This is a genomic window from Mangrovimonas cancribranchiae, from assembly GCF_037126245.1.
Taxonomy (GTDB): Bacteria; Bacteroidota; Bacteroidia; order Flavobacteriales; family Flavobacteriaceae; genus Mangrovimonas; species Mangrovimonas cancribranchiae.
The window spans coordinates 729,196-755,745 of the sequence record NZ_CP136925.1 but is presented as its reverse complement, the minus strand read 5'-3'; the positions used below and the strand labels follow the sequence as shown (position 1 = coordinate 755,745).

General features: G+C 35.5%; 17 protein-coding genes and 1 tRNA gene. 8 read left to right on the top strand and 10 right to left on the bottom strand.

Annotation, left to right across the window (positions count from 1 at the left end):
- Positions 1–116: 116 nt before the first annotated feature.
- Together R3L15_RS03350 and R3L15_RS03345 are read right to left on the bottom strand one after the other, a co-directional pair.
- On the bottom strand, positions 117–617 hold the full coding sequence (locus R3L15_RS03350; protein WP_338733218.1) for a hypothetical protein: 501 nt from the start codon (positions 615–617) through the stop codon (positions 117–119).
- Between the two features lie 120 nt (positions 618–737).
- Positions 738–1,148 (bottom strand): DUF4293 domain-containing protein, encoded by a 411-nt coding sequence (locus R3L15_RS03345; protein WP_338733217.1) that lies wholly within the window; start codon positions 1,146–1,148, stop codon positions 738–740.
- Positions 1,149–1,344: 196 nt separating this feature from the next.
- Here R3L15_RS03345 and rho point away from each other — a divergent pair, with 196 nt between their 5' ends.
- Positions 1,345–2,943 carry a transcription termination factor Rho gene (gene rho / locus R3L15_RS03340; protein ID WP_338733215.1) on the top strand — a complete coding sequence of 533 codons (1,599 nt, stop codon included), beginning with the start codon at positions 1,345–1,347 and terminating at the stop codon, positions 2,941–2,943.
- A 138-nt stretch (positions 2,944–3,081) separates the two neighbouring features.
- Here rho and rpsT read toward each other — a convergent pair whose 3' ends face one another.
- The 3 genes from rpsT to proS all read right to left on the bottom strand — a co-directional run bounded on the left by rpsT (position 3,082) and on the right by proS (position 5,058).
- Positions 3,082–3,333, bottom strand: a complete 252-nt coding sequence (gene rpsT / locus R3L15_RS03335; protein ID WP_125467508.1) for a 30S ribosomal protein S20 — start codon at positions 3,331–3,333, stop codon at positions 3,082–3,084.
- A gap of 29 nt (positions 3,334–3,362) precedes the next feature.
- Positions 3,363–3,434, bottom strand: a tRNA-Glu gene (locus tag R3L15_RS03330).
- Between the two features lie 145 nt (positions 3,435–3,579).
- Positions 3,580–5,058, bottom strand: a complete 1,479-nt coding sequence (proS, locus tag R3L15_RS03325; RefSeq protein WP_338733214.1) for a proline--tRNA ligase — start codon at positions 5,056–5,058, stop codon at positions 3,580–3,582.
- 101 nt (positions 5,059–5,159) lie between these two features.
- Here proS and R3L15_RS03320 point away from each other — a divergent pair, with 101 nt between their 5' ends.
- Together R3L15_RS03320 and R3L15_RS03315 are read left to right on the top strand one after the other, a co-directional pair.
- Complete coding sequence (locus tag R3L15_RS03320; RefSeq protein ID WP_338733213.1) at positions 5,160–6,119, top strand: hypothetical protein; 960 nt, start codon at positions 5,160–5,162, stop codon at positions 6,117–6,119.
- A 44-nt stretch (positions 6,120–6,163) separates the two neighbouring features.
- Entirely contained in the window at positions 6,164–7,702 is a 1,539-nt protein-coding gene (locus R3L15_RS03315) for an outer membrane protein transport protein (protein ID WP_338733211.1), read from the top strand.
- 75 nt (positions 7,703–7,777) lie between these two features.
- Here R3L15_RS03315 and R3L15_RS03310 read toward each other — a convergent pair whose 3' ends face one another.
- Positions 7,778–15,265 (bottom strand): T9SS type B sorting domain-containing protein, encoded by a 7,488-nt coding sequence (locus R3L15_RS03310; protein WP_338733210.1) that lies wholly within the window; start codon positions 15,263–15,265, stop codon positions 7,778–7,780.
- 199 nt (positions 15,266–15,464) lie between these two features.
- Here R3L15_RS03310 and folE point away from each other — a divergent pair, with 199 nt between their 5' ends.
- From folE to R3L15_RS03285, 5 genes are all read left to right on the top strand, one after another.
- Positions 15,465–16,142 (top strand): GTP cyclohydrolase I FolE, encoded by a 678-nt coding sequence (folE, locus tag R3L15_RS03305; RefSeq protein WP_338733209.1) that lies wholly within the window; start codon positions 15,465–15,467, stop codon positions 16,140–16,142.
- A gap of 22 nt (positions 16,143–16,164) precedes the next feature.
- Positions 16,165–17,655 (top strand): cysteine--tRNA ligase, encoded by a 1,491-nt coding sequence (gene cysS, locus R3L15_RS03300; RefSeq protein ID WP_338733208.1) that lies wholly within the window; start codon positions 16,165–16,167, stop codon positions 17,653–17,655.
- A gap of 9 nt (positions 17,656–17,664) precedes the next feature.
- Positions 17,665–17,904 (top strand): membrane protein insertion efficiency factor YidD, encoded by a 240-nt coding sequence (yidD, locus tag R3L15_RS03295; RefSeq protein ID WP_338733207.1) that lies wholly within the window; start codon positions 17,665–17,667, stop codon positions 17,902–17,904.
- A gap of 71 nt (positions 17,905–17,975) precedes the next feature.
- On the top strand, positions 17,976–18,905 hold the full coding sequence (gene lgt / locus R3L15_RS03290; RefSeq protein ID WP_338733206.1) for a prolipoprotein diacylglyceryl transferase: 930 nt from the start codon (positions 17,976–17,978) through the stop codon (positions 18,903–18,905).
- A gap of 8 nt (positions 18,906–18,913) precedes the next feature.
- The gene (locus R3L15_RS03285; protein WP_338733205.1) at positions 18,914–19,405 is read left to right on the top strand and encodes a DUF192 domain-containing protein; all 492 of its coding nucleotides are present in this window, start codon (positions 18,914–18,916) and stop codon (positions 19,403–19,405) included.
- Between the two features lie 81 nt (positions 19,406–19,486).
- Here R3L15_RS03285 and secDF read toward each other — a convergent pair whose 3' ends face one another.
- From secDF to gyrB, 4 genes are all read right to left on the bottom strand, one after another.
- A complete protein-coding gene (gene secDF / locus R3L15_RS03280; protein WP_338733204.1) occupies positions 19,487–22,486 on the bottom strand; it encodes a protein translocase subunit SecDF in 3,000 nt (999 codons plus the stop codon).
- A 161-nt stretch (positions 22,487–22,647) separates the two neighbouring features.
- Positions 22,648–23,313, bottom strand: coding sequence for a hypothetical protein (locus R3L15_RS03275; RefSeq protein WP_338733203.1), 666 nt, complete (start codon positions 23,311–23,313; stop codon positions 22,648–22,650).
- Positions 23,314–23,326: 13 nt separating this feature from the next.
- Positions 23,327–24,253 (bottom strand): malate dehydrogenase, encoded by a 927-nt coding sequence (gene mdh, locus R3L15_RS03270; RefSeq protein WP_338733202.1) that lies wholly within the window; start codon positions 24,251–24,253, stop codon positions 23,327–23,329.
- Positions 24,254–24,396: 143 nt separating this feature from the next.
- Positions 24,397–26,334 carry a DNA topoisomerase (ATP-hydrolyzing) subunit B gene (gene gyrB / locus R3L15_RS03265; protein WP_338733201.1) on the bottom strand — a complete coding sequence of 646 codons (1,938 nt, stop codon included), beginning with the start codon at positions 26,332–26,334 and terminating at the stop codon, positions 24,397–24,399.
- Positions 26,335–26,550: the final 216 nt, after the last annotated feature.

Below are 26,550 nucleotides of genomic sequence, written 5' to 3'. Positions count from 1 at the left end.
AAATCCAATAAAAAAAGAATCCCAAAATGATTGTTCGGTAAATTTGTACAATAAATAGACAAGCAATGAACCTCAAAGAAAATAAATTAGTGTATACTTTGCCATAAAATACTTTTTCACGGATCTTCAATAATAGCTGTTTCGGATTTAGTACATTTCTTACTTGTATCTTCTGGACATCCCGAACAAGTACATGTACTACCTTCAACCTCTAAATGACACCCATTTGGGCACCCCGTACAAGTGCACTGCTTCGAACCTAACTTGTATAAATTGCTTTGTGAATCAAATGATAAAAAAGCACCTGTTTCTATAGTACCATCCTTACTAATTGTTTTTAAGAAAAACAATTCATTATCTTGTTCATCAACGGTTTGAATAATAGAAAAAGTATTCAACTTAACATTAAACCCTTCTTCCTTTAACTTATTCTCCCATAAGGTTTTTAAAGAAGCAGTTGTAACCTCTTTTCCTGAAGCATCAACCATTTTAGTCTTAAATATTTCTTCTATAGTTAAAGATTCTTGACCAACAATAAAATCTTGATCATCTTTACTACAAGAAAGAAGTACTAATAAAATGATAATAGTAGAAAATATTAGACTATTTTTTTTCATAAAATATGTTTTACAGATTAACATACTCAATAATAATAATAATAAGCAAATTTAAACGATAAAAAAACCCAAAGCTTTCGCTTTGGGTTTTAACGCACTAATACTACTAAGATGTTAGGCCTATCGTAACCTATCGACTGATTTTACAAGATCTTCATCCTTTTTAATGGCTTTGTTGGCCAAGGCCAAAAACACGATAGAAATAATAGGAAGAAAAATCCCAATACCTTTCTCAGAAACTACTGTTTCTCCAGATAAATTTAGTGATTGGTACACGAATAATCCTAGTAAAATAAAGTTTAATATCATATTAAGCCGCCCTAAAACAAATTGCGACTGTCTGTTTTTAAATCTAAATATTGAAATTAACGACAACAATGCAGAGCCTATAAACAGTATAAAGTATACCATATTATCTATAGCAAATATTTTTACCCCATCGTTAGTTACCCATAAATGGAATACAAAAATAAGCCCTGCAGATACTATAGCAGAAACTAAAAGGTATAAAGTTTGAATTCTTTGTAACACGCTTTTCAATTATTGAGGCACAAAAATAATGGATTATTTTAAAAAATACACCCAAATATTTAAAATAAAAGTTGTATTATTGCAGTAACAAGCCCAACTACCACGTTAGTAACTTGTTAATTCTTCAGATTAAAATCTTTTTTTTCAGAAAAATTCAAATTCATTATTTAACTGAAACATTCTTTAATTAACATCAATGTTTGAAATATCACAATTAAAAGCTAAAAAGCTTCCTGAGTTACAGGAAATTGCTAAACAATTAAACGTTTCTAAGTACCGTTCTTTAAAAAAACTAGACTTAGTTTATAAAATTTTAGACTACCAAGCAGCAAACCCACAAGAGGTTTCTAGTGTAGCTAAACAAGATACTAAAGAACAAGAAACGTCTACCCCAAAAAAGCAACCTAGAAAACGTGTGCAAAAAAGTACAAGTACTACAAAAAGCACACCTTCTAAAAATGCTCCAGAGCCTAAACCAAAATCGAATAACAACGATAAGAATAATACAGATAAGGGGCGTCAAAATAACAAAACACAAAACAAAGAACAGTCTTCTAGCAAGAATACTCCCAAAAAAGAGTCTAACAAAAGCAAGCAGGACAATTCTAAAAAAGAACAAAGAAAACAAAATAACGGTAATAAAGATACTAGAAACAGATACAGAGAGCCCGATTACGAATTTGACGCTATTATAGAAAGTGAAGGTGTTTTAGATATTATGCAAGATGGCTACGGCTTTTTAAGATCGTCTGACTATAACTACCTGTCTTCGCCTGATGATATTTATGTATCGCAATCACAAATTCGCTTATTTGGACTTAAAACAGGTGATACCGTTCTTGGAAATGTTCGCCCACCAAAAGAAGGTGAAAAATACTTTCCACTAATAAAAGTTAATAAAATTAATGGTTTAGATCCTCAAGTTGTAAGAGATCGTGTTTCTTTCGAGCATTTAACTCCACTTTTCCCTAAAGAAAAGTTTAATATTGCCGAAAGACAAAGTACCATATCTACTAGAATTATGGATTTGTTCTCACCTATTGGGAAAGGACAACGTGGTATGATTGTATCGCAACCAAAAACAGGTAAAACCATGCTACTTAAGGATATTGCCAATGCTATTGCAGCAAATCATCCTGAGGTTTATCAAATTATCCTTTTAATTGATGAGCGTCCAGAAGAAGTTACCGATATGCAACGTAATGTTCGTGGTGAAGTGGTATCATCAACTTTCGATAAAGAAGCTCACGAACACGTTCGTATTGCCAATATTGTTTTAGAAAAAGCAAAACGCTTGGTAGAATGTGGACACGATGTGGTTATTCTTTTAGATTCTATTACAAGGTTGGCTAGAGCCTACAACACCGTACAACCAGCTTCTGGTAAAATTTTAAGTGGTGGTGTTGATGCCAATGCACTTCACAAACCAAAACGTTTCTTTGGTGCTGCTCGTAATATTGAAAATGGCGGATCGTTATCTATAATTGCCACTGCTTTAACAGAAACAGGTTCAAAAATGGATGAAGTTATCTTCGAAGAGTTTAAAGGAACTGGTAATATGGAACTTCAATTAGACAGAAGAATTGCCAACAGAAGAATTTTCCCTGCTATCGATTTAATTTCTTCTAGTACACGAAGAGACGATTTACTACTTGATGAAACGACCATACAACGCATGTGGGTATTAAGAAAATATCTTGCCGATATGAACCCAGTTGAAGCTATGGAGTTTATAAATGATAAAGTAAAACAAACACGAAATAACGAAGAGTTTTTAATCTCCATGAATGGTTAAAAACCTCTTTGTTTAATTAGTATAAAAAAATCCCATTGAAAATTCAATGGGATTTTTTATGAACAAATCAGATTAACAAATAAAAAAAAGCTTCTCTAAAAGAGAAGCCTTATACTATTATATAACTTTTATCTCTACTTATAGTGAAGCAACATGCTTAGCTAAGCTAGACTTTAAATTTGCTGCTTTATTAGCATGAATAATATTATTCTTTGCTAATTTATCTACCATAGAAACTACAGAAGGAAATAATTTTTCAGCATCTGACTTGCTAGTCATATCACGTAATTTCTTAATAGCATTACGTGTTGTTCTATGCTGATATCTATTTCTTAAGCGCTTAGCTTCGTTGCTTCTAATTCTTTTTAACGCTGACTTATGATTTGCCATTTGTTTTTACTTCTATTCGTTATAATAAGTAGCCCGTAGGGGAATCGAACCCCTCTTACCAGGATGAAAACCTGGCGTCCTAGCCGATAGACGAACGGGCCATTTTGGTTTTTGAGAGTGCAAATATAAATTAATTTTTAATACTTGCAAAACTTTTTTCAAAGCCCCAATGTTTCCATTGCGGGTGCAAATATAATTCTATTTTTATATTCTGCAACAACAAAATTTATTTTTTTACAAAAAAACTTAATATGCCTTAGCAAAAAGCACTCTTCCTTTAGAAGGCACTCCTGTGTAAACACATTTACCTTCTTCATTACCTGCGTCTAAAGGTATACATCTTATAGTTGCCTTGGTAAGTTCTTTTATTTTTTCTTCGGTTTCAGCGGTACCGTCCCAATGTGCCGATATAAATCCACCTTTATTCTTTAAAACCTCTTTAAACTCGTCGAAAGTATCTACTTCTGTAGTGTGTGTACTTCTATAATCTAAGGCTTTTTTATACAATGAACTTTGTATTTCTTCCATTAGATTTTCAATTTTAGGTGTTAAGCTGTCTAATGGTACAATTTCTTTAGTTAACGTGTCTCTTCTTGCTAACTCAACAGTTCCGTTTTCTAGATCTTTAGGCCCAATAGCTATTCGTAAAGGCACACCTTGTAATTCATGCTGTGCAAACTTAGCTCCTGGCCTATGTGTTGTTCTATCATCAAACTTAACCGAAATATTCTTTGCTCGTAAATCGCCCATTATTAAGTTAGCGATTTTAGAAATTTCTTCTAATTGCTCTTCGGATCTATATATAGGAACTATAACTACTTGATCTGGGGCTAAATTAGGCGGCAACACTAAACCATGATCGTCGCTATGTGTCATTATTAAAGCGCCCATTAATCTAGTAGAAACACCCCAAGATGTTGCCCAAACATAATCTTGTTTTCCTTCTTTTGAAGTAAACTTAACATCGAAAGCTTTGGCGAAATTTTGCCCAAGAAAATGTGATGTTCCTGCTTGTAACGCCTTACCATCTTGCATTAATGCCTCGATACAATACGTTTCTACAGCACCTGCGAAACGTTCGCTTTCGGTTTTTACCCCTTTTACAACGGGTATTGCCATAAAGTTTTCGGCGAAATTGGCATATATATTATTCATTAACTCGGCTTCCTTTATAGCTTCTGCTTTTGTTTCATGAGCTGTATGCCCTTCTTGCCATAAAAATTCTGCTGTTCTTAAAAATAATCGTGTACGCATTTCCCAACGCACGACATTTGCCCATTGATTAACTAAAATTGGCAAGTCTCTGTAAGATTGAATCCATCCTTTATAGGTATTCCAAATAATGGCCTCACTTGTAGGTCTTACTACTAATTCTTCTTCCAGTTTCGCCTCTGGATCAACACGAAGCTTTCCTTCATTATCAGGGTCGTTTTGTAACCTGTAATGCGTTACTACAGCACATTCTTTAGCAAAACCTTCGGCATTTTTTTCTTCAGCTTCAAAAAGACTTTTGGGAACAAATAAAGGGAAGTAAGCATTTTTATGCCCTGTTTCTTTAAACATTCTATCTAATTCGGCTTGCATTTTTTCCCAAATGGCGTAACCATAAGGTTTTATTACCATACAACCTCTAACTGCTGAGTTTTCAGCTAAATCTGCTTTTACAACAAGCTCATTATACCATTTAGAATAATCTTCTGCTCTACTTGTAAGTTTCTTGCTCATATATAAGGATTTGGCACAAAGTTTGTGATTATGTTAAATATAGAAAATAGTTGCACAAAACTAACTATTTTTGTTATGTTCAACAATAAAATTCAAGAGATATGCAATTTAATTACTACATGAAAAAGAAAATACTTTTCACTGGTGCTTTTGCGCTTCTCTTGATCTTGTCATCTTGTGGATCATCTCAGTATGCAACTTACGATAATGATGGAATCTACAACCCTAACCCAAAGATTGAATACGAAGAAGAAGTTGTACAAGCTCAAGAAAGCAATTCTAACAGTGATTTCTACAGAAATTATTTTAAAGAAAAGTCTGAAGATTATCAAATTCCTGAAGATGAGGAATATTTTACAGATATTGACGCTTATAAAGAAGGTGACTCTACAGAAGTTTACAATTCTGGTTATGCTGGATGGGGACAAGAAAACAATGATAACGTAACCGTAAATGTTTACAATAACTCTTGGGGGTATAACAGCTGGTGGTATAGACCCTATAGTTACTGGGGCGGATACTATGGTTGGGGCTATTATTCTCCTGGTTGGAATATAGGCTGGGGTTATTATGGTTACGACCCTTATTTTTACGGTGGCGGCTATTATGGCTGGAACTGGGGATGGTCTTACCCTTACTATGGATCTCATTACTACAATAATTACTATAGAAGAAGTTATGCTCACAGTAATACTAGACGCGGAAGCTATTTAAATTATAATAGCAGACTAAACTCTAGAAACAACACCTCTAGAGCAACTAGAGACAGAAGTAGAGCAACAAATAATTCTAGAACAAGATCTACTAGAACAAGAACGACTTCGCCACGCGCAAGAGACAATAGTAGTACCTCTCCAAGAACAAGAGTAAATACTAGGAACAACACATCTAATAACACACCAAGAACAAGAACTAGAACAACAACTCCTAGAAGAAATAACTCTTCTATAAATACGAGAACAAGAACTAGCTCACCAACAATGAGGTCTAGTAGGAGTTCATCTGGAAGAAGTTTTTCTAGAGGCGGCGGCGGTTCTAGAAGAGGCGGCGGAATAAGATAATAGGAAACCCACTAAAAAATAAACACACTCTTAATTATATTGATATGAAAAAGTTAATAATATTAACCTTAGGCCTTTTTATTGTCCAGACTTCGCATTCTCAAGACATAACAGATGCCTTAAGATACTCGCAAGATGAAATTCAAGGAACAGCAAGATTTCGCGCTTTAAGCGGTGCATTTGGAGCCTTAGGAGGTGATATGAGCGCTGTAAGCATAAACCCAGCTGGATCAGCAGTCTTTACGTCTAGTCATGTTTCTTTATCACTAGCAAACAATAACACAAAAAACGAAACACGATATTTTAATGGCTCTAGTAGCGCTAAAGACTCTAATTTTGATTTAAATCAAACTGGCGCGGCTTTTGTTTTTTATAATAGAAATGAAAATTCAAATTGGAAAAAGTTTTCGCTAGGTGTTGCCTACGATAAAACAAACGACTTTGATAATGAATGGCTCGCTGCTGGAACAAGCAACACATCTATAGATCGATATTTTTTAGATAGAACAGAAGCTGGTGAATTTGAATTTGGAGTTCTTAAATTATTACCTGGCGAGTATATTGAAGAAGCATATGCCGATATAGGCTCTAATTATTCATACGATTACCAACAAGTATTTTTAGGCTATTGGGCTGGGATTATCGATCCTGTAAATATGGATAATAATACAAACGATAATAATATAGACTATATTTCAAATACAGCTCCTGCAACAGCGTTTAATCAAGAATACTTTTACGCCTCTACAGGTTACAATGGTAAGTTTGCATTTAACTTTGCTACGCAATTTAAAGATAAGTTATACCTAGGACTTAATTTAAACTCCCATTTTATAAATTATGACAAGACAACTCATTTTTATGAAACTAATTCCGACCCTAACTCACTAGCAAATGATATCTTCTTTGAGAATAGACTATCTACAACTGGTTCTGGATTTTCATTTCAATTAGGAGCTATTGCCAATATAACAGAAAACTTTAGAGCTGGTTTGGCTTATAATTCGCCTACATGGTACAGAATTGACGAAGAACTTAGTCAAAATATAAATTCTAATATTGCTGACCCTGAAATTAATTATATAAGCACAGTTATTAATGTATATCCATCATACAAACTGCAAACACCAGGAAAATTTACAGGGAGTCTTGCTTATATTTTTGGAAAACATGGTCTTATTAGCTTTGACTATTCTATTAAAGACTACGGAAACACAAAATACAGACCAACTTCTGACACGTATTTTTCACGCTTAAATCAAGACATAAGCAACAGGTTAACAACAGCATCGACATATAGATTTGGCGGTGAATATCGCATTAAACAGGTAAGTTTAAGAGCTGGTTATCGCCTAGAAGAAAGCCCTTATAAAGAGGATAGAAATGACAGTAATTATGTTGGAGACTTAAATGGTTATTCTTTTGGTTTAGGATATAATTTTGGGAAGTTCAACATAGATTTATCATTTGATCATGCTGAAAGAGATTATAAAAATCAATTATATAGTGTAGGATTAACTAATAGAGCTAATATTGATAACAGTAATAACAATGTTATTTTAACTGTTGGATTTAGTTTATAACAGTAACTTTAACTTCAATAAAAAAAGCCTGAGCAAATTGCTCAGGCTTTTTTATGTGAATTTTCACTTCCTCAATTATCTCTTTAAAGAGAAGTGAGCTCTAAACTCTTTTGAGGGGCCGTTTATTTCTCCAGGCTCTCTATACTCTATTGTAAACCAGTAATCACTAGATGGTAATACTTCGCCATTAAAGGTACCATCCCAACCTGGCCCTGATGGACTAAGTTGTTTTAATAATTTACCATAACGGTCGAAAATATAAATCTTAGCATCTAACTGATCTTGAATTCCAACAATCTGCCAAGTGTCATTAAATCCGTCATCATTCGGTGTAAAGTATAATGGGTAATCTACCACAAATACATCATCATAGCTTATACCACATCCGTTAATATCACGTGCTCTTACGGCATATTCCCCAAAGGCAACATCGGTAAAGGTATACGTATTTGTACCATTGCTTACCCAAGGACCATTGTCTAAACTAAATTCATACTCACCTTCTCCAGTAACAGTGGCTACTACAGCATGTGGGTCTGCAAAAGCTTCGGTTGTTACTGTTGCCGTTAATGCTGGTGGGCCACTCTCTATTACGGTTGTTGTTACGGCACTATTACATTGGGTTGTAACATCTTCTACATATACTGTATAAACACCTCCTATTATAGGTTCGTAACTAGAACCCGTTCCTAACACAGTACTTGGGTCTCCAGCTTCTGTCCATTCAAACGAATATAGCGTGTCGCTCAATCCTGTGTCTAATATTGGGGTATTTATAACTTCTGTACCATTAGCGTCAACGCAAAGCGTGTATTCGTCATCTAAGGTAAATGATGGTTTTGGGTTGACTTGTAATTCAAAAGACGTGATATCGTAACAATCATTATCTGCTGTCATATCATTATCTACTCTTACCCATATAGTTTGCGGGTTTGAGGTGTTTGTATATGGACTTGATAGGGCATTAACCATATCTAAAGCATCGTTCTCAGATAAATAATATGTTACATTAAAGTCTGTAGGACTTTGTGTTGTTCCTAATACTGTTGCATCTTGTGTTGTTAAATCGAACGCTACAGTATCATTTGATGGATCGCCATCAAACTCCATATTATCGTCGCACATTTCAAATGTTGGCACTGTATTAGCCATAGCGCCTTCTTGCACTTCAATGAAGAAACTTACTGTAGCTACACTACATCCCGTAATTGTGTTTGTGATACTCACGTAAATCTCTTGCGGGTTTAATGGTGTTCCTGCATTAGCTGGATCTTCTATATTTGTATATGCGGTATCATTCGTTATCCAGCCTGTCCCTGATTCAGCTGCAGCTAGTGTTTCATAATAATGCACTTCATAATCGGGTTCTGGTTGGCCATTTAAAATATCATCTGTTCTAACAGTTAAATCAAACGTATAATAACCATCTGTGTTTACTTCACAAGCAATAATATCTTCAACTGTTGTTGTTTCCGGCAACGGATTTACTATTAAATTAAAAGTAACAATTGTGTAACAACCAGTTCCTGTATCTGCCGGATCTGCTGGATCACCAGTATTAGTTACTCGTACATAAATAGTTTGCGCTGCACTCTGGTAAGCGTCTGGTGTCGTTATTGCATTTGCTCCCGCTTCTGCATCGCTCATACTTGTATGATATGTTACAGTTTCATCAAACGCATTTAACATTAATGGTTCGTTTTCGGTTAAGTCGAAAACTTCTTCTAAATCTCCTGGGTTGTTATCATCACAAGCTTCTAAATCAGGTAAATTATCATTTGGTGTAGGCAAAGTATTAACTACTAAAGTTAATGTGGTTACCGCATAACAACTATTACCACTTGAAGTTTCTGTTACCGTTACAAAAATGGTTTGTGGGTTATGAGGTAAGCCTCCTACTGATGTATTAGTATAGTCTGTATAATCTGGTATTGAATTACCTGATTGTACATCGGCCATGGTTTCAAAATAATCAACAACTAATGAGCTATCGTTTCCTGTTATATCACCATCCATTGTTGTTAAATCAAAACTAGCATAACCATCATTATCTATAGAATCATCACAAATTTCAAATAATCCATCCTGTAGAGCAATTGTTGGTGGTAAGTTTACAATGATATCAAATTGACCTGTTGCTATACAACCATTTACTCCTTCCAAACGCACATAAATTGTTGCATCGGAGCTCATGTAATTTGACAATTGTGGTTCTACAATTGGGTTCGCTGCAGGAATAGCCTCTGCATCTGCTAATGTTTCATGGTATGTTAAAGTGTAATCTGCTGGATTTTGACCATTGTATATAGTGGCATCCATGGATGTTAAATCAAAAGCTGTTACACCATCATAATCATCATCACATTCTGAATACGATGCTATATCTGTTAATACTTCTGGTGTTGGTAAAGCTATTAATTGTAATTCTACTACTGTATAACATAGTGTTACAGGATCTGTCGCTCTTACATAAACAACATCGGTTCCTGCATCGTTATTTGTATAAAGATCTGGTAATTCGTTAACACCATCTTCTGCATTTTCATAGGTTCCATGATAGGTTATGTCATTACCTTCTCCGTTATCTATCTCAACAGTTGCAGATTGTAAATCAAATTCTGCATAACCATCGTTATCTGCGTCACACTCTTCTAGTGGTGTAATGTTTGCTGATGGTGTTGGTGTTGGCACATCTAATACTTCTATTGTTAATGTTGATGTTGCTGAACATCCTGTGGTACCACTAGTTACTAGCACAAATAGGGTTTGTGGATTATGTGGCAGTCCATTTATAGAGGTATTTGCATAAGCCGTATAATCTGATATGGTGTTCCCCGCTTGTAGGTCTGCCATGGTTTCATAATAATCTACTGACCAATTGGTGTTTCCTCCGGTAATTATATCATCTTGTTGTGTTAAATCAAAAATACCATAACCGTCGTTGTCGACTGTATCATCACAAATTGTTAAAAACAACGCTTCATTTGTTGTTTCTGGAACGGGTAATGGATTAACGATTAAATCTAGTGTTGTAGCCGTATAACAACCTGTAGTGTTATTTTCTACGCGAACACCTATGGTTTGCATATCTGGTGTAGTGTTTGTGTATGCTGCTGGTGTGGCTATGTACGTTGCTGCTGTTGTTCCTATTTCAGCGTCATTTGGATCTTCATAATAAGTAACGGTATAATCTGTAGCGCTTAAACCATTTAAAACATCTACATTTCTAATGGTTAAATCAAACTCTGTTAAACCATCTGCCGTACCATCATCATCACACATCACTATAGGATCTAAATCCTCTTCTATCTCTGGGGTTGGATCTACAATTAAGTTTAACTCGACTATAGTTGGACAATCTGTACTTGTACCAGCATAGTCTACGCGTACATAAATGATTTGCCCCATTACATTTGATAATACATTACCTTGTGGTAACACATCGTCTATAGCGTTTTGTTCTGTTAAGTGAAAGGTTACCTCTAATGCCGGGTCTGTTGTAACTTCTGCGGCAACTGCTGATAAATCAAACACCCCTAAACCATCGTTATCCGGATCGCAATAATGTAAATCGCTTGGTGTGTTAGCTGCTGGAGCTCCAACTACATTTAGCGTTAACGTAGTATAGTCAACACATCCTGTTGTCGCATCTTCTACTCTTACATGAACAACCTCGCCATCTGATCCTATATAAGCCATGGATGATGGAGACACTTCTGGCGTGCCTGCTTCAGCTTCGGCCAAACTGTTATAATAAGTAACATTATAACTGCTATTCCCTCCTGATATTTCATTGTCTTTAACGGTTAAATCCATCTCTGTCATACCATCTGAAACATTATCATCGCACACTATTAATGGTGTAGGATCTACTACCGTTGGTAGCGGGTTAACAACTACTGTAGCTTCTTCTGTTAACAAAGAAGTACATGTTGTTGTTGGATTAACAACTTGTTCTAAAGTTAATACTTGATCTACCGTTACGCCTGGTAACGTTATAATGGCTTCTCCTGCTGCATCAAGAGTTACTTGCTGGGTAGCTCCACCATTAACGTTGTAATCAACAATATTATCAGGAGATCCTGTAATGGTAAAAGAAGCGTCTTCATTGAAGCAAATATCGCCATTAGACACTACCATTGCTGTAGGATTTGCTATAACAGTAACTATGTCTGTGTTTGCTAATACTGTACTACAGGTTGTTGTTGGGTTGGTAACCAATTCTAACGTTATTGTTTGGTCTGTAGTAGCGCCTACAATCGTTACAAGCCCTTCTCCTGTCGTAGCATCTAATGTAATTTGTTCTGTAGCTCCACCATTTATAGTGTAATCTACTATATCACCAGGTGATCCAGTTATCGAAAATACAGCATCGTCTCCACTACATATATCACTGTTTGTGCTTAATGAGGTTATTGTGGGAGGTGTTACAATAGTAACAGTTTCTGTATTTGTTAATATTGTATTACATGTTGTTGTTGGGTTTACAACCAACTCTAATGTTATCGTTTGATCTGTAGTAGCACCAGCGACAGTTACAATACTCTGACCTGAAGTATCTAAAGTAACTTGTTGAGTTGCACCGCCATTTAGATTATAATCTACTATATCTCCTGGCGAACCTGTTATAGTAAATTCAGCATCATTATTAGGGCAAATACTACCATTACTAGATAACGTAACTGTAGGATTAGCATTTACTATTACCGTTGCTATATCTGTTAAAGCCCCATTACATCCGGTAGAAGGGTTATTAACTAACTCAAGGTTAATCGTCTCATCTGAAGTAGCTGCTGGTACAGTAATAACTCCTTGACCAGAAGCATCTAAAGTAATTTGCTGTGTCGTGCCGCCATTTAAGTTATAATCTACAATATCTCCTGGCGAACCTGTTATGGTAAATACGGCATCTTCTCCAGAACAAATATCACTATTGGTTGTCAAACCAACAGACGGTGTACTCTCTATCACCACAGTTTCAGTATCGGTTAAAACAGTATTACACGATGTAGATGGTGTAGTTACTAATTCTAAAACAATAACTTGATCTACCGTAACACCACTTAATAATACAACCCCTTGTCCAGAAGCATCAAGTGTTATTTGTTGTGTTGCTCCTCCATTAATGGTATAATCTACAATATCTCCTGAATTTCCTGTTATGGTAAATACAGCATCACTTCCAGAACATGTACTGCCATTACTTGTAAGTGTTACAGATGGATTTGGATTTACTAGAATAACTGCGGTATCAGTTAAAACTGAACTACATCCAGTTCCAGGATTATTAACCGCTTGAAGTTCGATATCTTGGTCTACTGTCGCTCCTGTTACAGTAACATTTCCTTGCCCAGAAGCATCTAATGTAATTTGTTGTGTAGCCCCTCCATTTAAAGAATAATCTACAATATCTCCTGCTGAACCAACTAATGTAAAAATGGCATCATCACCAGAACAAATATCTGTATTTGTAGATAATGTAATGGTTGGGTTTGCTGTAATAGTTACCATTGCTGTATCAGATAGCGTGTCGCTACAAGTTGTTGTTGGATTAGTTACAGCTAATAAGTTTATTGTTTGATCTGTTGTTACACCTGAAGCAGTTACCACACCTTCTCCAGAAGCATCTAAAGTGATTTGCTGGGTTGCTCCGCCATTTAAGTTATAGTCAACTATATCACCTGGTGTACCAGTTATAGTAAACACAGCATCACCTCCAGAACATATGCTGTTATTACTTGTAAGTGTTACAGATGGATTTGGGTTTACTGTTATTATCGCTGTATCAGTTAGAGTTGCATTACAACCAGTACCAGGATTGTTAACCGCTTGAAGTTCGATATCTTGGTCTACTGTTGCCCCTGTTACAGTAACATTTCCTTGACCCGAAGCATCTAATGTGACTTGTTGGGTTGCTCCGCCATTTAAAGAATAATCTACAATATCTCCTGGAGACCCAACTAGGGTAAATATAGCATCATCTCCAGAGCATATGTCTGTGTTTGTAGACAATGTAATGGTTGGATTTGCTGTAATAGTTACCGTTGCTGTGTCTGATAATGTGTCGCTACAAGTTGTTGTTGGGTTATTTACAGCTAATAAATTTATTGTTTGATCTGTTGTTACACCTGAAGCAGTTACCACACCTTCTCCAGAAGCATCTAAAGTGATTTGCTGGGTTGCACCGCCATTTAAGTTATAGTCAACTATATCACCTGGTGTGCCTGTTATGGTAAACACAGCATCACCTCCAGAGCATGTGCTACTATTACTTGTAAGCGTTACGGTTGGCGTGGCTGTAATAGTTACTGTATTCGTATCTGTTAATGTTGCACTACAACCATTGCCAGGGTTATTAACCGCTAATAAGTTTATTGTTTGATCTGTGGTAATACCCGTAATAGTTACCACACCTTCCCCTGAGGCATCTAACGTAATTTGTTGGGTTGCTCCGCCATTAATATTATAATCTACAATATCTCCTGCGGTTCCTGTTATAGTAAACACAGCATCGCCACCTGTACAAACACTCCCATTACTAGTTAAAGTAACCGAAGGAGGTGTTCCACCAAAAGTAACATTAACTGTATCTGTTTCTGTAAACACATCGCCATTACAATTTGTATATTCTACTTCTGCTGTATAAAATGTATCTGTGGTAGGACAAACGTTTATTGCTGGATCATTTCCTAAAGGGTTTCCACCTTCATCGTACCATGTTAATTGGTAGTTAGGTGTACCATTAGGGGTAAAACGCCATCCTTCTACACGAATACCTGTTCCAGGTATTAATTCTGGTGGTTGCCATTGCCCTGTGTTACGTCCAGGCGGAGTATATGCTACCGTTCCTGCGTTATTTTGAATACCTATTACCGCTAAACCATCATTCCAACTGTTACATATTGGTTTGTTTTCTATATAAACTTCAATCGTATTAGTACCTTCATACAACACCATCATTTGTGTGGTTAACAAATCTGTACAATCATATTGCGCTTGATGATAAAAACTTATTACAAATGTTCTACAAGGTGCCGTTCCTCTTACCTCCCATGCAATTTCTCCCTCCGGTGGACTAACAGGGGGGTAAATATCATGACCCGCTCCAAAAATATTACCCTCTGATAAAGTAGGATTAGTATTATTGGGCAACAAATCTCCAGGATTTAAAGGCCAATCATTACCTGTATTCGCAAAACTGGTATCAAAACTAATCACACCATTAGCTCCGAGTATAATTTGATTATACTGCTCATCAAAAAAACAAAATTCAAAAGGCAAATCTACAACATCACTCCATATATCATCTGAACCAACAAAAATAGGATTGGACAGCCCCTGGTAAGATGTTGGTGGATTATAAGGTATAGAGGACACCTCATAACTGGTGGTTTCTCCTGTTTCTAAAAAGGATGCCGATAAATCGACACAAGAATCTCCACAATCTAATACAACGTCTCCTCCAGTACTCATACCCCCAGCTTGAACATTAGGACATCCTGGTCCTTGTGCATAGGAAACTGCCGAAAAAACAAGCAATAATAAAGTAATTATCTTTTTCATAATAATAGTGTAACTCAATGACTTTTAAATAAAAGCCCTAATACAATTAATTTTTTTGTTAAAAAAGTGACGAAATTTAAGAAATTTTTAGGGAAATGTTAGTTAAAATTTAACTGATTTGAAATACAGCTGTTTTACAAATCATTAATACTCGGAATTTCTTATCTTTGCAGATTAATTCCACTTTTAGAATATTGCTATGAAGTTTGATAAAAATATAGAAGAATTTGATGCCTTAGGAGACGACCATATTGGTACTTCGTTTGACACACCTTTACGTAAAGATGCCTTTAACCTTTCCAACGAAGAAAAGATTGACATTATTAAAGATGATGTTAGGCATATTATGGAAACCTTAGGGCTTGATTTAACCGATGATAGCTTAAATGGCACCCCAATGCGTGTGGCAAAAATGTTTGTAAAAGAGCTTTTTGGTGGCCTAAACCCAGAAAACAAACCAAAAGCTTCTACGTTTGATAATAAATACAAGTATGGCGAAATGCTTGTTGAAAAAAACATTACGGTTTACTCCACTTGTGAGCACCATTTACTACCAATTGTAGGTAAAGCACACGTCGCTTACATTTCTAGTGGTAACGTTGTTGGTTTATCTAAAATGAACCGTATTGTCGATTATTTTGCAAAACGCCCTCAAGTACAGGAGCGACTAACTATTCAAATTGTACGTGAACTTCAAAAGGTTTTAAACACCGAAGATGTCGCTTGTGTTATCGATGCCAAACATCTTTGTGTTAACTCTAGAGGTATCCGTGATATTGAAAGCAGCACAGTAACTTCAGAGTTTGGCGGAAAGTTTAAAGACATTGCCACTAGAAAAGAGTTTTTAGACTACATAAAACTAGACACCGCATTTTAATATTTAAAAGACATTTCTAACTATGCCATTATACCAATCTCAAGACATAAAAATATACAATTCAATATCTGGGGAAAAAGAAACCTTTAAACCAATAAACGAAGGTCATGTAGGCATGTACGTATGCGGACCAACAGTTTATAGCAATGTACACTTAGGTAACGTTAGAACGTTTATGTCTTTTGATATGATTTTTCGTTATTTAAAGCATTTAGGCTATAAAGTACGTTATGTTAGAAATATTACCGATGCTGGTCACTTAGAAAATGATGCTGATGCTGGCGAAGATAAAATAACCAAAAAGGCGCGTTTAGAACAAATAGAACCCATGGAAGTTGTACAGCGTTATACGGTCGATTTTCATAACATTTTAAACACCTTTAATTTTCTACCGCCAAGTATAGAACCTACTGCAACAGGACATATTATTGAGCAAATTGAACTTATTAAAGACATTATAGATAATGGTTTTGCCTATGAAGTTAATGGCTCTGTATATTTCGATGTTCATAAATTTAATGAAACTAACGAATACGGTAAATTAAGCAAACGTAAATTAGATGATTTAATTCACAACACCCGCGAATTAGATGGTCAAAGTGACAAGAAAAATCCTCAAGATTTTGCTCTTTGGAAAAAAGCCGAGCCGCAACATATTATGCGCTGGCCATCACCTTGGAGCGATGGATTTCCCGGTTGGCATTTAGAGTGCACAGCAATGAGTACCAAGTATTTAGGAGATCGTTTTGATATTCACGGTGGCGGAATGGATTTAAAATTCCCGCATCATGAGTGTGAGATTGCTCAAAGCGAAGCAGCCAAAGGCGAGTCGCCTGTCAACTATTGGATGCATGCCAATATGCTCGAGTTAAACGGACAACGCATGTCTAAAACAACAGGCAACATTGTAAATCCGCAAGAATTGCTTTCTGGTGATAATACCTTTTTTAGTAAAGCCTTTGCGCCTAGTGTTATTCGTTTTTTTATTGCACAAGCCCATTACAGAAGCGTTCTCGATTTAACTAACGACGGCTTATTAGCTAGCGAAAAAGGCTTTAACAGACTTATGGAAGCCATTAACTTATTAGATGGATTAAAAACGTCTGATGCCTCTTCTATAGACATCAACAATTGGAAGCAAAAATGCTACGATGCGATGAATGACGATTTTAACTCTCCTGTTTTAATTGCTCATCTGTTTGAAGCCGTAAAATACATTAATCAAATTAAAGACGAATCGGCAACCATAACTGCTCAAGATTTAGAAGTATTAAAAACCACTATTCATAATTTTGTTTTTGATGTGTTAGGATTACAGTCGCAATCTAATACTAATAACACCGATAAATCTAAAGATAAGCTCTCTAATGTTGTTGAATTACTTATTAATATGCGCCAGGAAGCCAGAGCAAATAAAGACTTTAAATTATCTGATCAAATTAGAGACGAATTAGCCGAAATAGGCATTCAGCTTAAAGACGGTAAAGATGGTACAACATTTACCGTAAATTAAACTTATAAGATGAGGCGTTTTGTTATTGCTCCTTTTATTTTTTTGGTGAAGTTTTACCAAAACGCTATTTCTCCTTTTTTTCCTGCTACATGCAGATACCAACCCACGTGCTCACATTATACTATTGAAGCTTTAGAAAAACATGGCTTATGGCGTGGCGGTAAGTTAGCTTTAAAACGTATTTTTAGTTGTCACCCCTGGGGTGGTTCTGGATACGATCCTGTTCCAGATAAAGCAGACAAGAATTAACGTTTGTTATTATTTATTTACTTTTTATAACGTAAGCATTTATCTATATTTACATACAGAAAAATACAACTATGCACCTTCTTAAATTCGATTGGAACCCAATTACTGGTATTGATATTGTAGGAAATTTTAAGCTTCATTTTTACAGCATGATGTGGATTACCGCCTTCTTAATAGGCTGGTATATTATGAAGTATATTTTTACCCGTGAGAAAGTAAAATTAGACTATTTAGATCCGCTTTTTATATACACTGTTTTAGCCACCATGATTGGCGCTAGATTAGGGCATGTACTATTTTACCAATCAGAATTAATAAGCCAAGACTTCTTTAGCATTTTTCTACCATTTAGATTCAAACCAGAGTTTGAGTTTACCGGTTTTCAAGGTCTAGCAAGTCATGGTGCCGCCATTGGCATTATTATTGGCATGTACTTATACCGCAAAAAGTACACCTACAAATCGTTAATGTGGATTTTAGATCGTGTTGTAATACCTGTGGCTTCTGGAGCGATTTTTATACGAATTGGAAATTTTATAAACTCCGAAATTATTGGTAAAGTGACCGATTCTGCTTTGGGTGTACGTTTTATTCAAGAGGAGTATAATAAGTACGAGGTGGTTCAATTAACCAACATTCAACCAGCTAAAAAAGCTTACGATGCCATTGCAAATAACCCAGAATTTAGCAACCTATTAGAAGCCGTTCCTTATAGACATCCAGCGCAACTTTACGAATCGTTTTGTTACATTTTTGTATTTCTTATCCTATGGTATGTTTACAAAAAAACATCAAAAGGCAATCAACTAGGGTTTCTCTTCGGGTTATTCCTTGTTATGCTTTGGACTGTTCGTTTCTTTGTCGAGTTTGTAAAAGAGCCTCAAGGCGATGAATACATTAATTGGTTTGGACTTAACACAGGACAGTGGTTAAGCATTCCTTTTATTCTTATTGGACTGTATTTTATGTTCTTCTATAAGAAAACATCTAAAAAAGTTTAATCGTAAACATGAAAAAATACCTTTTACCAGCTATTATTGTTGGCACAATGTTTAGCTTTTCCTGCAAAGAAGAGGATGCTAAAAACATAAAACCTACCGAAGTGTCATTTAAAAAAGAAGGTGAATTAACCATTTTTAAAGCCACATCGGATTCTATTATTACACAATTAGATATTGAAATAGCTAAAACTAGCTACGAAACACAAACAGGTTTAATGTACCGCTCTTCAATGAAGAAAAACCGCGGTATGTTATTTATTTTTGATGATGTGTCTCCTCGGTATTTTTACATGAAAAATACACGTATTCCTTTAGATATTATTTATTTAAATGAAAACCTTTCTATTGTTAGTATTCAAAAGAACGCCAAACCATTAGATGAAAGTTCATTACCATCTAAAGTACCTGCAAAATATGTTTTAGAAGTTAACGCAGGACTTTCTGATGTGTGGCAATTAACCGAAGGTGATAAAATAACATTCTCAGAATTATCAGAATAAAAAAATAAACATTCTTGTTACCCATAAAAAAACCCTTTCAGAAATTGAAAGGGTTTTTATTTATATGTTATTCAAAAGGTATTAAGCTTCTTGCTCTTCCTCTTCTTTAGGGTCTTCTTTCTTTCTTAATCCTTCTTTTGCATCACCTCTTTTCACAGTATCATACATAATTGGTGTCGCAATAAATAACGATGAATACGTACCTACAATAACACCAATTATTAATGCAAACATGAATCCTCTAATGGAATCGCCACCAAAAATAAAGATAGAAAGCAATACCACTAATGTTGTTAACGAGGTATTTAATGTTCTACTTAATGTACTGCTTAACGATGAGTTAATAACTTTATCGAAATCCCAGCTTGTATGCTCATTAAAAAATTCACGAATTCTATCAAAAACAACCACGGTATCGTTTAACGAGTATCCAATTACTGTAAGAATTGCTGCAATAAATGCTTGGTCTATCTCCATAGTAAATGGCATAAACTTATAGGTTAAAGAGAATATTCCTAATACAATTAGCACGTCGTGGAATACGGCTGCTACCGCACCAAGAGAGAATTGCCAACGCTTAAATCTAAATAAGATGTAAAGGAATACAACTATTAACGATCCTAAAATAGCCCAGAAAGAAGCTTTCTTAATGTCATCGGCAATTGTAGGGCTTACTTTGTAATACTTCATTAAGCCTACAGTTTTGTGTTCATTATCGCTAATAAACTCTTCGTAGCTTAAACCATCAAAGTAAGGTTGTAAAGCGTTGTATAGGTCTTGTCTGATTTCTTCATCAACTTCTGTTCCTACTTCGTTTACTTTATATTTAGTTGTAATTTTTAATTGATTCGCACTACCAAATGTTTTAGCATCAGCACTACCAAATACATCTGTTAAATTAGACGTAATTTCAGAAGCACTAATATCATTAGCAAAACGTACTTGATATGTTCTTCCTCCTACAAAATCAACACCTTGGTCTAATCCATTTGTAAATAACGATCCTAAACTTACAACGATTAAAGCGGCTGATATAATATAAGCTGCCTTGCGCTTTTTAAGGAATTCGATATTTATGTTTCTGAAAAGGTTTTTAGTAATTCCTGTAGAGAATTCTAATTTTCCGCCTCTACCTACATACCAATCTACAATTAATCGTGTAATAAAGATGGCCGTAAATAATGATGTACCAATACCTATAAGTAAGGTTGTAGCAAATCCTTTAATTGGTCCTGTACCAAAAATAAATAGGATTAATGCTGTTAAACCTGTTGTAATATTTGCATCTAAAATAGATGATAAGGCATTAGCAAAACCATCTTGAATAGCTTCTTTTTGTTCTTTGCCTTTGTAAAGTTCTTCTCGAATACGCTCAAAAATAAGTACGTTCGCATCAACCGACATACCAATAGTTAATACAATACCTGCAATACCTGGTAACGTTAACACAGCTCCTAATCCTGATAACACACCAAAGATTAGTAAAATATTGAATAGCATAGCTATATCGGCAAAAAGTCCAGCTTTTCCGTAGTAAAATAACATCCATACTAATACTAATCCTAAAGCTATTAAAAATGATAATTTACCACTATCTATTGCTTCTTGACCTAATGATGGTCCAACTACTTCTCCTTGAATAATATCGGCAGAAGCAGGTAATTTACCGGCACGTAGTACGTTAGCAAGGTCGGTAGCTTCGTTTAAAGTAAACTCTCCAGAAATTTGAGAATTACCTCCAGAAATAGCTCCTGTAGTTACTCCTGGTGCAGAATACACAACGTTGTCAAGTACAATAGCTATTTGGCTTTGTTGCTGATACGCTTTACCTGTTAATTCTTCCCAGATTTTAGCACCTTTAGTGTTCATTTGCATAGACACTACAGGTTTTCCTGTTGGGCCAAATTCTTGTCTAGCATCTGTAACAACAGCTCCACTTAATGGTGGCACATTATCTCTATTGCCTATTAAAGCGTATAAATCTATTATTTCGCTATCGGTAGCTGGTTTCCCAAAAAGGAATTTTACTTCGCGCATTTCTGCTGGCAATAAAGCTCTTACTTGAGGCATGTTTAAGTACTCCTCTACTAAGTCTTTGTCTTTAACAGCAAATTGTGCTACAATTGGGCCACCTTGGTAACCAAATCCTCTAATTAACTTTCCTAATGGATTATTTTCTACAGCAGATGAGTCTGGATCTTCACCTAAAAGATCGGCAATTTTATCGTCTTCGGTTTGCTCTGTATCATCAGTAGGTTTTTCTTCTTCTGTACTTTCTGTTACTGCATCTTCCTGCTCTGCTTCCATGTCTTTTAACAACTCATTGACTTGATTTAAAAAGCCCATGAATTGCTCACCTTTGTAAGCTTCCCAGAATTCTAATTGTGCTGTACTTTGTAAAAGCTTAATAGCACGTTCTTTATCTTTTACACCTGGTAATTCTACTAAAATACGTCCAGAATCTCCTAAACGTTGAATGCTTGGTGAAACAACACCAAATTCATCGATACGTTTACGTAATACTTCGAATGCAGAAACAATAGACTCGTCTATTTTTGTTTCAATGATAGGCTTCACCTGATCATCAGACATATCGAAAGTGATTTCCTCACTTAAAGTTCTGTTAGCAAAAATTTCTGGTGAGGCTAATTTTTTATCGCCTTTAATTGCATCAAAAGCTACGAAAAAGTCTTCTAAATACGTGTTCTGGCTATTTTTCTGTAGCTCGGTTGCATCGTCTAATGCTTTATTAAATACAGGATCTTTACTGTAATTAGCTAACCCTTTTAAGATGTCTTTTACAGAGACTTGTAATATCACACTTACACCACCTTTTAAATCTAAACCAAGATTCATGGCGTTTTCCTTAACTTCGTCGTAAGTGTAATCGGCAAATCCTAAATCAAAAACTTTTTCACTTGAAAGAGAATCTAGATAAATTCTTTCTTCTTCAAAATTTCCGTTGGAAATGGTTTGTGCTTCATCTTCAACACTATTCGCTTTGAATGTGAATGATAATTGATAAATACTCACCAAACCAAACAAAATCGCAAACAGCTTTACTAATCCTTTATTCTGCATTATTGATGTAATTAATTAGTTTATTTTGTTGTTATTTTTAAAAACGAGCAAATATATATTTTATATAGTGATTACGCAAAAGGTTTTACGAGTTTATGCCTTATATAAAACAAAAAAGCAGCCTTTTTATAGGCTGCTTTAGAATATATTAAGGGTTTTTATTAAATCCCATTTAAATTATTGGTTTTTGTATACCCTTCTGGTGGCGTCATATTAAACTTGTCATCGGCTACAGTTTCTTGCTTTATTTCTGTAACTTCTGTTGTCATAATCATATCCATAACAGTATTTTGGGCTTCCATTTTAAGATATAATGGATAACCTTTTACTTTACCACCTAAAATGGCTGTTTTATCTGAAACGGCTGGTAATTTATCAGTGGTATAAAGCTCCATATTTACGGTTGCTCCATCTTCTTTTAAATTAGCAAAGTATTGCTGACATGTGTACCCAAGAATTGTCTTGGTCTCTGCACCTTTTTCTACAGTAACGTTTTTTAATTCGTCTTCTGAAGGTTGAATACTATCTTGCATATACTTTTTACCCATTGCCGCATTATTTACATAAGCTAGCATTTTCTTGGTAGCATTATCAATAATCACAATAGAAGTCCCTGTCATAGGGTTTGCCGATTCTGTTCTTGTTTTGTTTCCTTTAAAATAAGTGACAGATGAAATATCTCCTATCATAGCAAACTGACTGTTCATTTGCGCATTTGAACTTGACAGTTTTATTGTTGAAGACATCACACCTTCTGTTATTTTCTCTTGCGCTACTAACGAGGCACAAAAAACAGAAACAAATAAATATAATGCTAATCTTTTCATTTAAAATATCTAGTTATAGGTCTAAAAGGCCGTTGGTTTTTTTAACACCTTCGGCACTTTCTGTTAAATGTGCTTTTTCGGCATCACTTAATTCTATCTCAACGATTTTTTCAATTCCGTTGCGTCCTAAGATTACTGGAACACCAATAGAAAGATCGTTTAATCCAAATTCACCTTCTAATAAAGCAGAACAAGGGAACATTTTCTTTTGGTCGCAAGCAATGGCTTGTACTAAACCACTTACTGCAGCTCCTGGCGCATACCAAGCAGATGTTCCTAATAATTTTGTAAGTGTTGCTCCACCTACTTTAGTATCTTCTTTTACCTGGTTTAAACGTTCATCAGATAAAAACTCAGTGACTTTAACACTATTTCTTGTAGCGTGAGCTGTTAATGGCACCATACCTTTATCGCTATGTCCACCAATTACCATACCGTCTACATCGCTAATTGGCGCTTCTAAAGCTTCAGCTAGTCTATATTTAAAACGTGCAGAATCTAACGCTCCACCCATTCCAATAATTCTATTCTTTGGTAAATCGGTAGTTTTATGTACTAAATACGTCATAGTATCCATTGGGTTACTCACCACAATGATGATGGTATTTGGCGATTGCTCGATTAAACTTGAAGATACAGACTTTACAATACCCGCATTAATCCCTATTAGCTCTTCACGAGTCATTCCTGGTTTACGTGGAATCCCAGACGTTATTACGCAAATATCGCTACCTGCTGTTTTAGTATAATCGTTTGTTACACCTGTTATTTTAGTATCGAAACCATTTAATGAAGCGGTTTGCATTAAATCCATAGCTTTACCTTCTGCAAAGCCTTCTTTAATGTCTAATAAGACAACTTCTGATGCAAAATTTTTAATGGCAATATATTCGGCACAACTAGCGCCTACTGCTCCTGCTCCAACTACTGTTACTTTCATTTGTTTATTAAAATTTAATTGTTTTGTGTTGTGATTTTTAAGATAGCGAAAATACAAATTATTATGCTGTAAATGAAAAAAGTGCACCATATAATATAGTACACTTTTATTTTTTTATGATAAAAAGTATCTTGATAAACTAATTAAACATCAATATTAGCATAAACAGCGTTTTTCTCGATAAACTCTCTACGTGGTGGCACTTCATCGCCCATTAGCATAGAGAAGATTCTATCTGCTTCGCTACCATTGTCAATATTAACTTGACGCAAGGTTCTAAACTCAGGGTTCATTGTGGTATCCCAAAGTTGTTCGGCGTTCATCTCACCAAGACCTTTGTAACGTTGAACACTTACGCTTCCTCCAAACTCTTCAGCTATGGTATCGCGCTCTTTATCACTCCACGCGTAACGTTTCTTTTGTCCTTTTTTAACTAAGTATAATGGTGGTGTTGCAATGTAAACGTGACCATTTTCTATTAGTTCTCTCATATAACGGAAGAAGAACGTTAAAATAAGAGTTGCAATATGACTACCATCAATATCGGCATCACACATAATGACTATTTTGTGATAACGCAGTTTTGAAAGATTTAAGGCTTTGCTATCTTCTTCTGTTCCTATGGTAACACCTAAGGCCGTAAAAATGTTTTTGATTTCTTCGTTTTCAAACACCTTATGTGTCATTGCCTTTTCTACGTTAAGAATTTTACCACGTAGCGGAAGAATGGCTTGAAACTTTCTATCACGCCCTTGTTTTGCTGTTCCCCCTGCCGAATCACCCTCAACTAAGAATACTTCGCATTGCTCAGGGTCTTGCTCTGAACAGTCACTTAATTTCCCTGGTAAACCACCAATACTCATCACCGTTTTACGCTGCACCATCTCACGTGCTTTTTGCGCTGCATGACGCGCTTGCGCTGCAAGAATCACCTTTTGCACAATGGTTTTGGCATCGTCTGGATGTTCTTCTAAATAATCCGTTAGCATTTCTGAGACCGCTTGACTTACAGAAGACGATACTTCGCGGTTCCCTAATTTGGTTTTGGTTTGCCCTTCAAACTGAGGTTCGGCCACTTTTACCGAAACAATAGCTGTTAAACCTTCTCGGAAATCGTCTCCAGAGATGTCGAACTTCAACTTATCCAACATTCCAGATTCATCGGCGTACTTTTTTAAGGTATGCGTTAATCCACGACGGAATCCTGTTAAGTGCGTTCCTCCTTCGTGTGTATTGATATTGTTTACGTAAGAGTGTAAGTTTTCGGCATATGATGTGTTGTAAACCATTGCCACTTCAACTGGGATATCATTTTTCTCCCCTTCAAACGCAATTACTTTTTGAATTAAAGGTTCACGATTACCATCTAAAAACTGTACGAATTCTGGTAATCCATTTTCAGAGTGAAATGTTTCACCTTCAAACTCACCATCATCTGTTTTATGACGCTTATCGGTCATAACAATAGTAATTCCCTTATTTAAGTAAGCTAATTCACGCATTCTACTTGCCAACGTATCGTAGCTATACTCTAAGGTTTGCTGGAAGATTTCTGGATCTGGCTTAAAGGTTACCACGGTTCCTCGCAAATCGGTATCTCCAACAGCTTTTACTGGATATAATGTTTTACCGCGTTCATATTCTTGCTCCCAAATTTTACCATCTCTGTAAACAGTTGCTTTTAGGCTAGATGACAAAGCGTTTACACAGCTTACACCAACACCGTGCAAACCACCCGACACTTTGTAAGAGTCTTTATCGAACTTACCTCCTGCTCCAATTTTAGTCATTACAACCTCCAAAGCAGAAACGCCTTCTTTTTTGTGGATATCCACCGGAATACCACGACCATTGTCTTCGGTAGTGATGGAGTTATCTTCGTTAATGGTTACTTTTATGGTATCGCAATGTCCAGCCAAGGCTTCATCAATCGAGTTATCTACAACCTCATACACCAAGTGGTGTAATCCTCTGGTTCCTACATCTCCAATATACATCGACGGACGCATACGTACGTGTTCAATACCTTCTAGGGCTTGAATACTATCGGCGGAATACTGTTTTTTAGCTTCTTCGCTCATATATTTCCTTTTGATTAATTTTAAATATTATGCCATAAAAAAATGCACCGTTGTGCATTCGTTTTATCACTTTCAAATATACGAATTTTTGATGCTTTTTTAAAGCTTTTAACCGACTTAAACCAATAATTATCAACAATTGTTAATTACTTAAAAGTGCCTAAAAACGACTAAAAACACCCTTAAATTTGATTTTAAGGTTTTTTTAGACCCCTT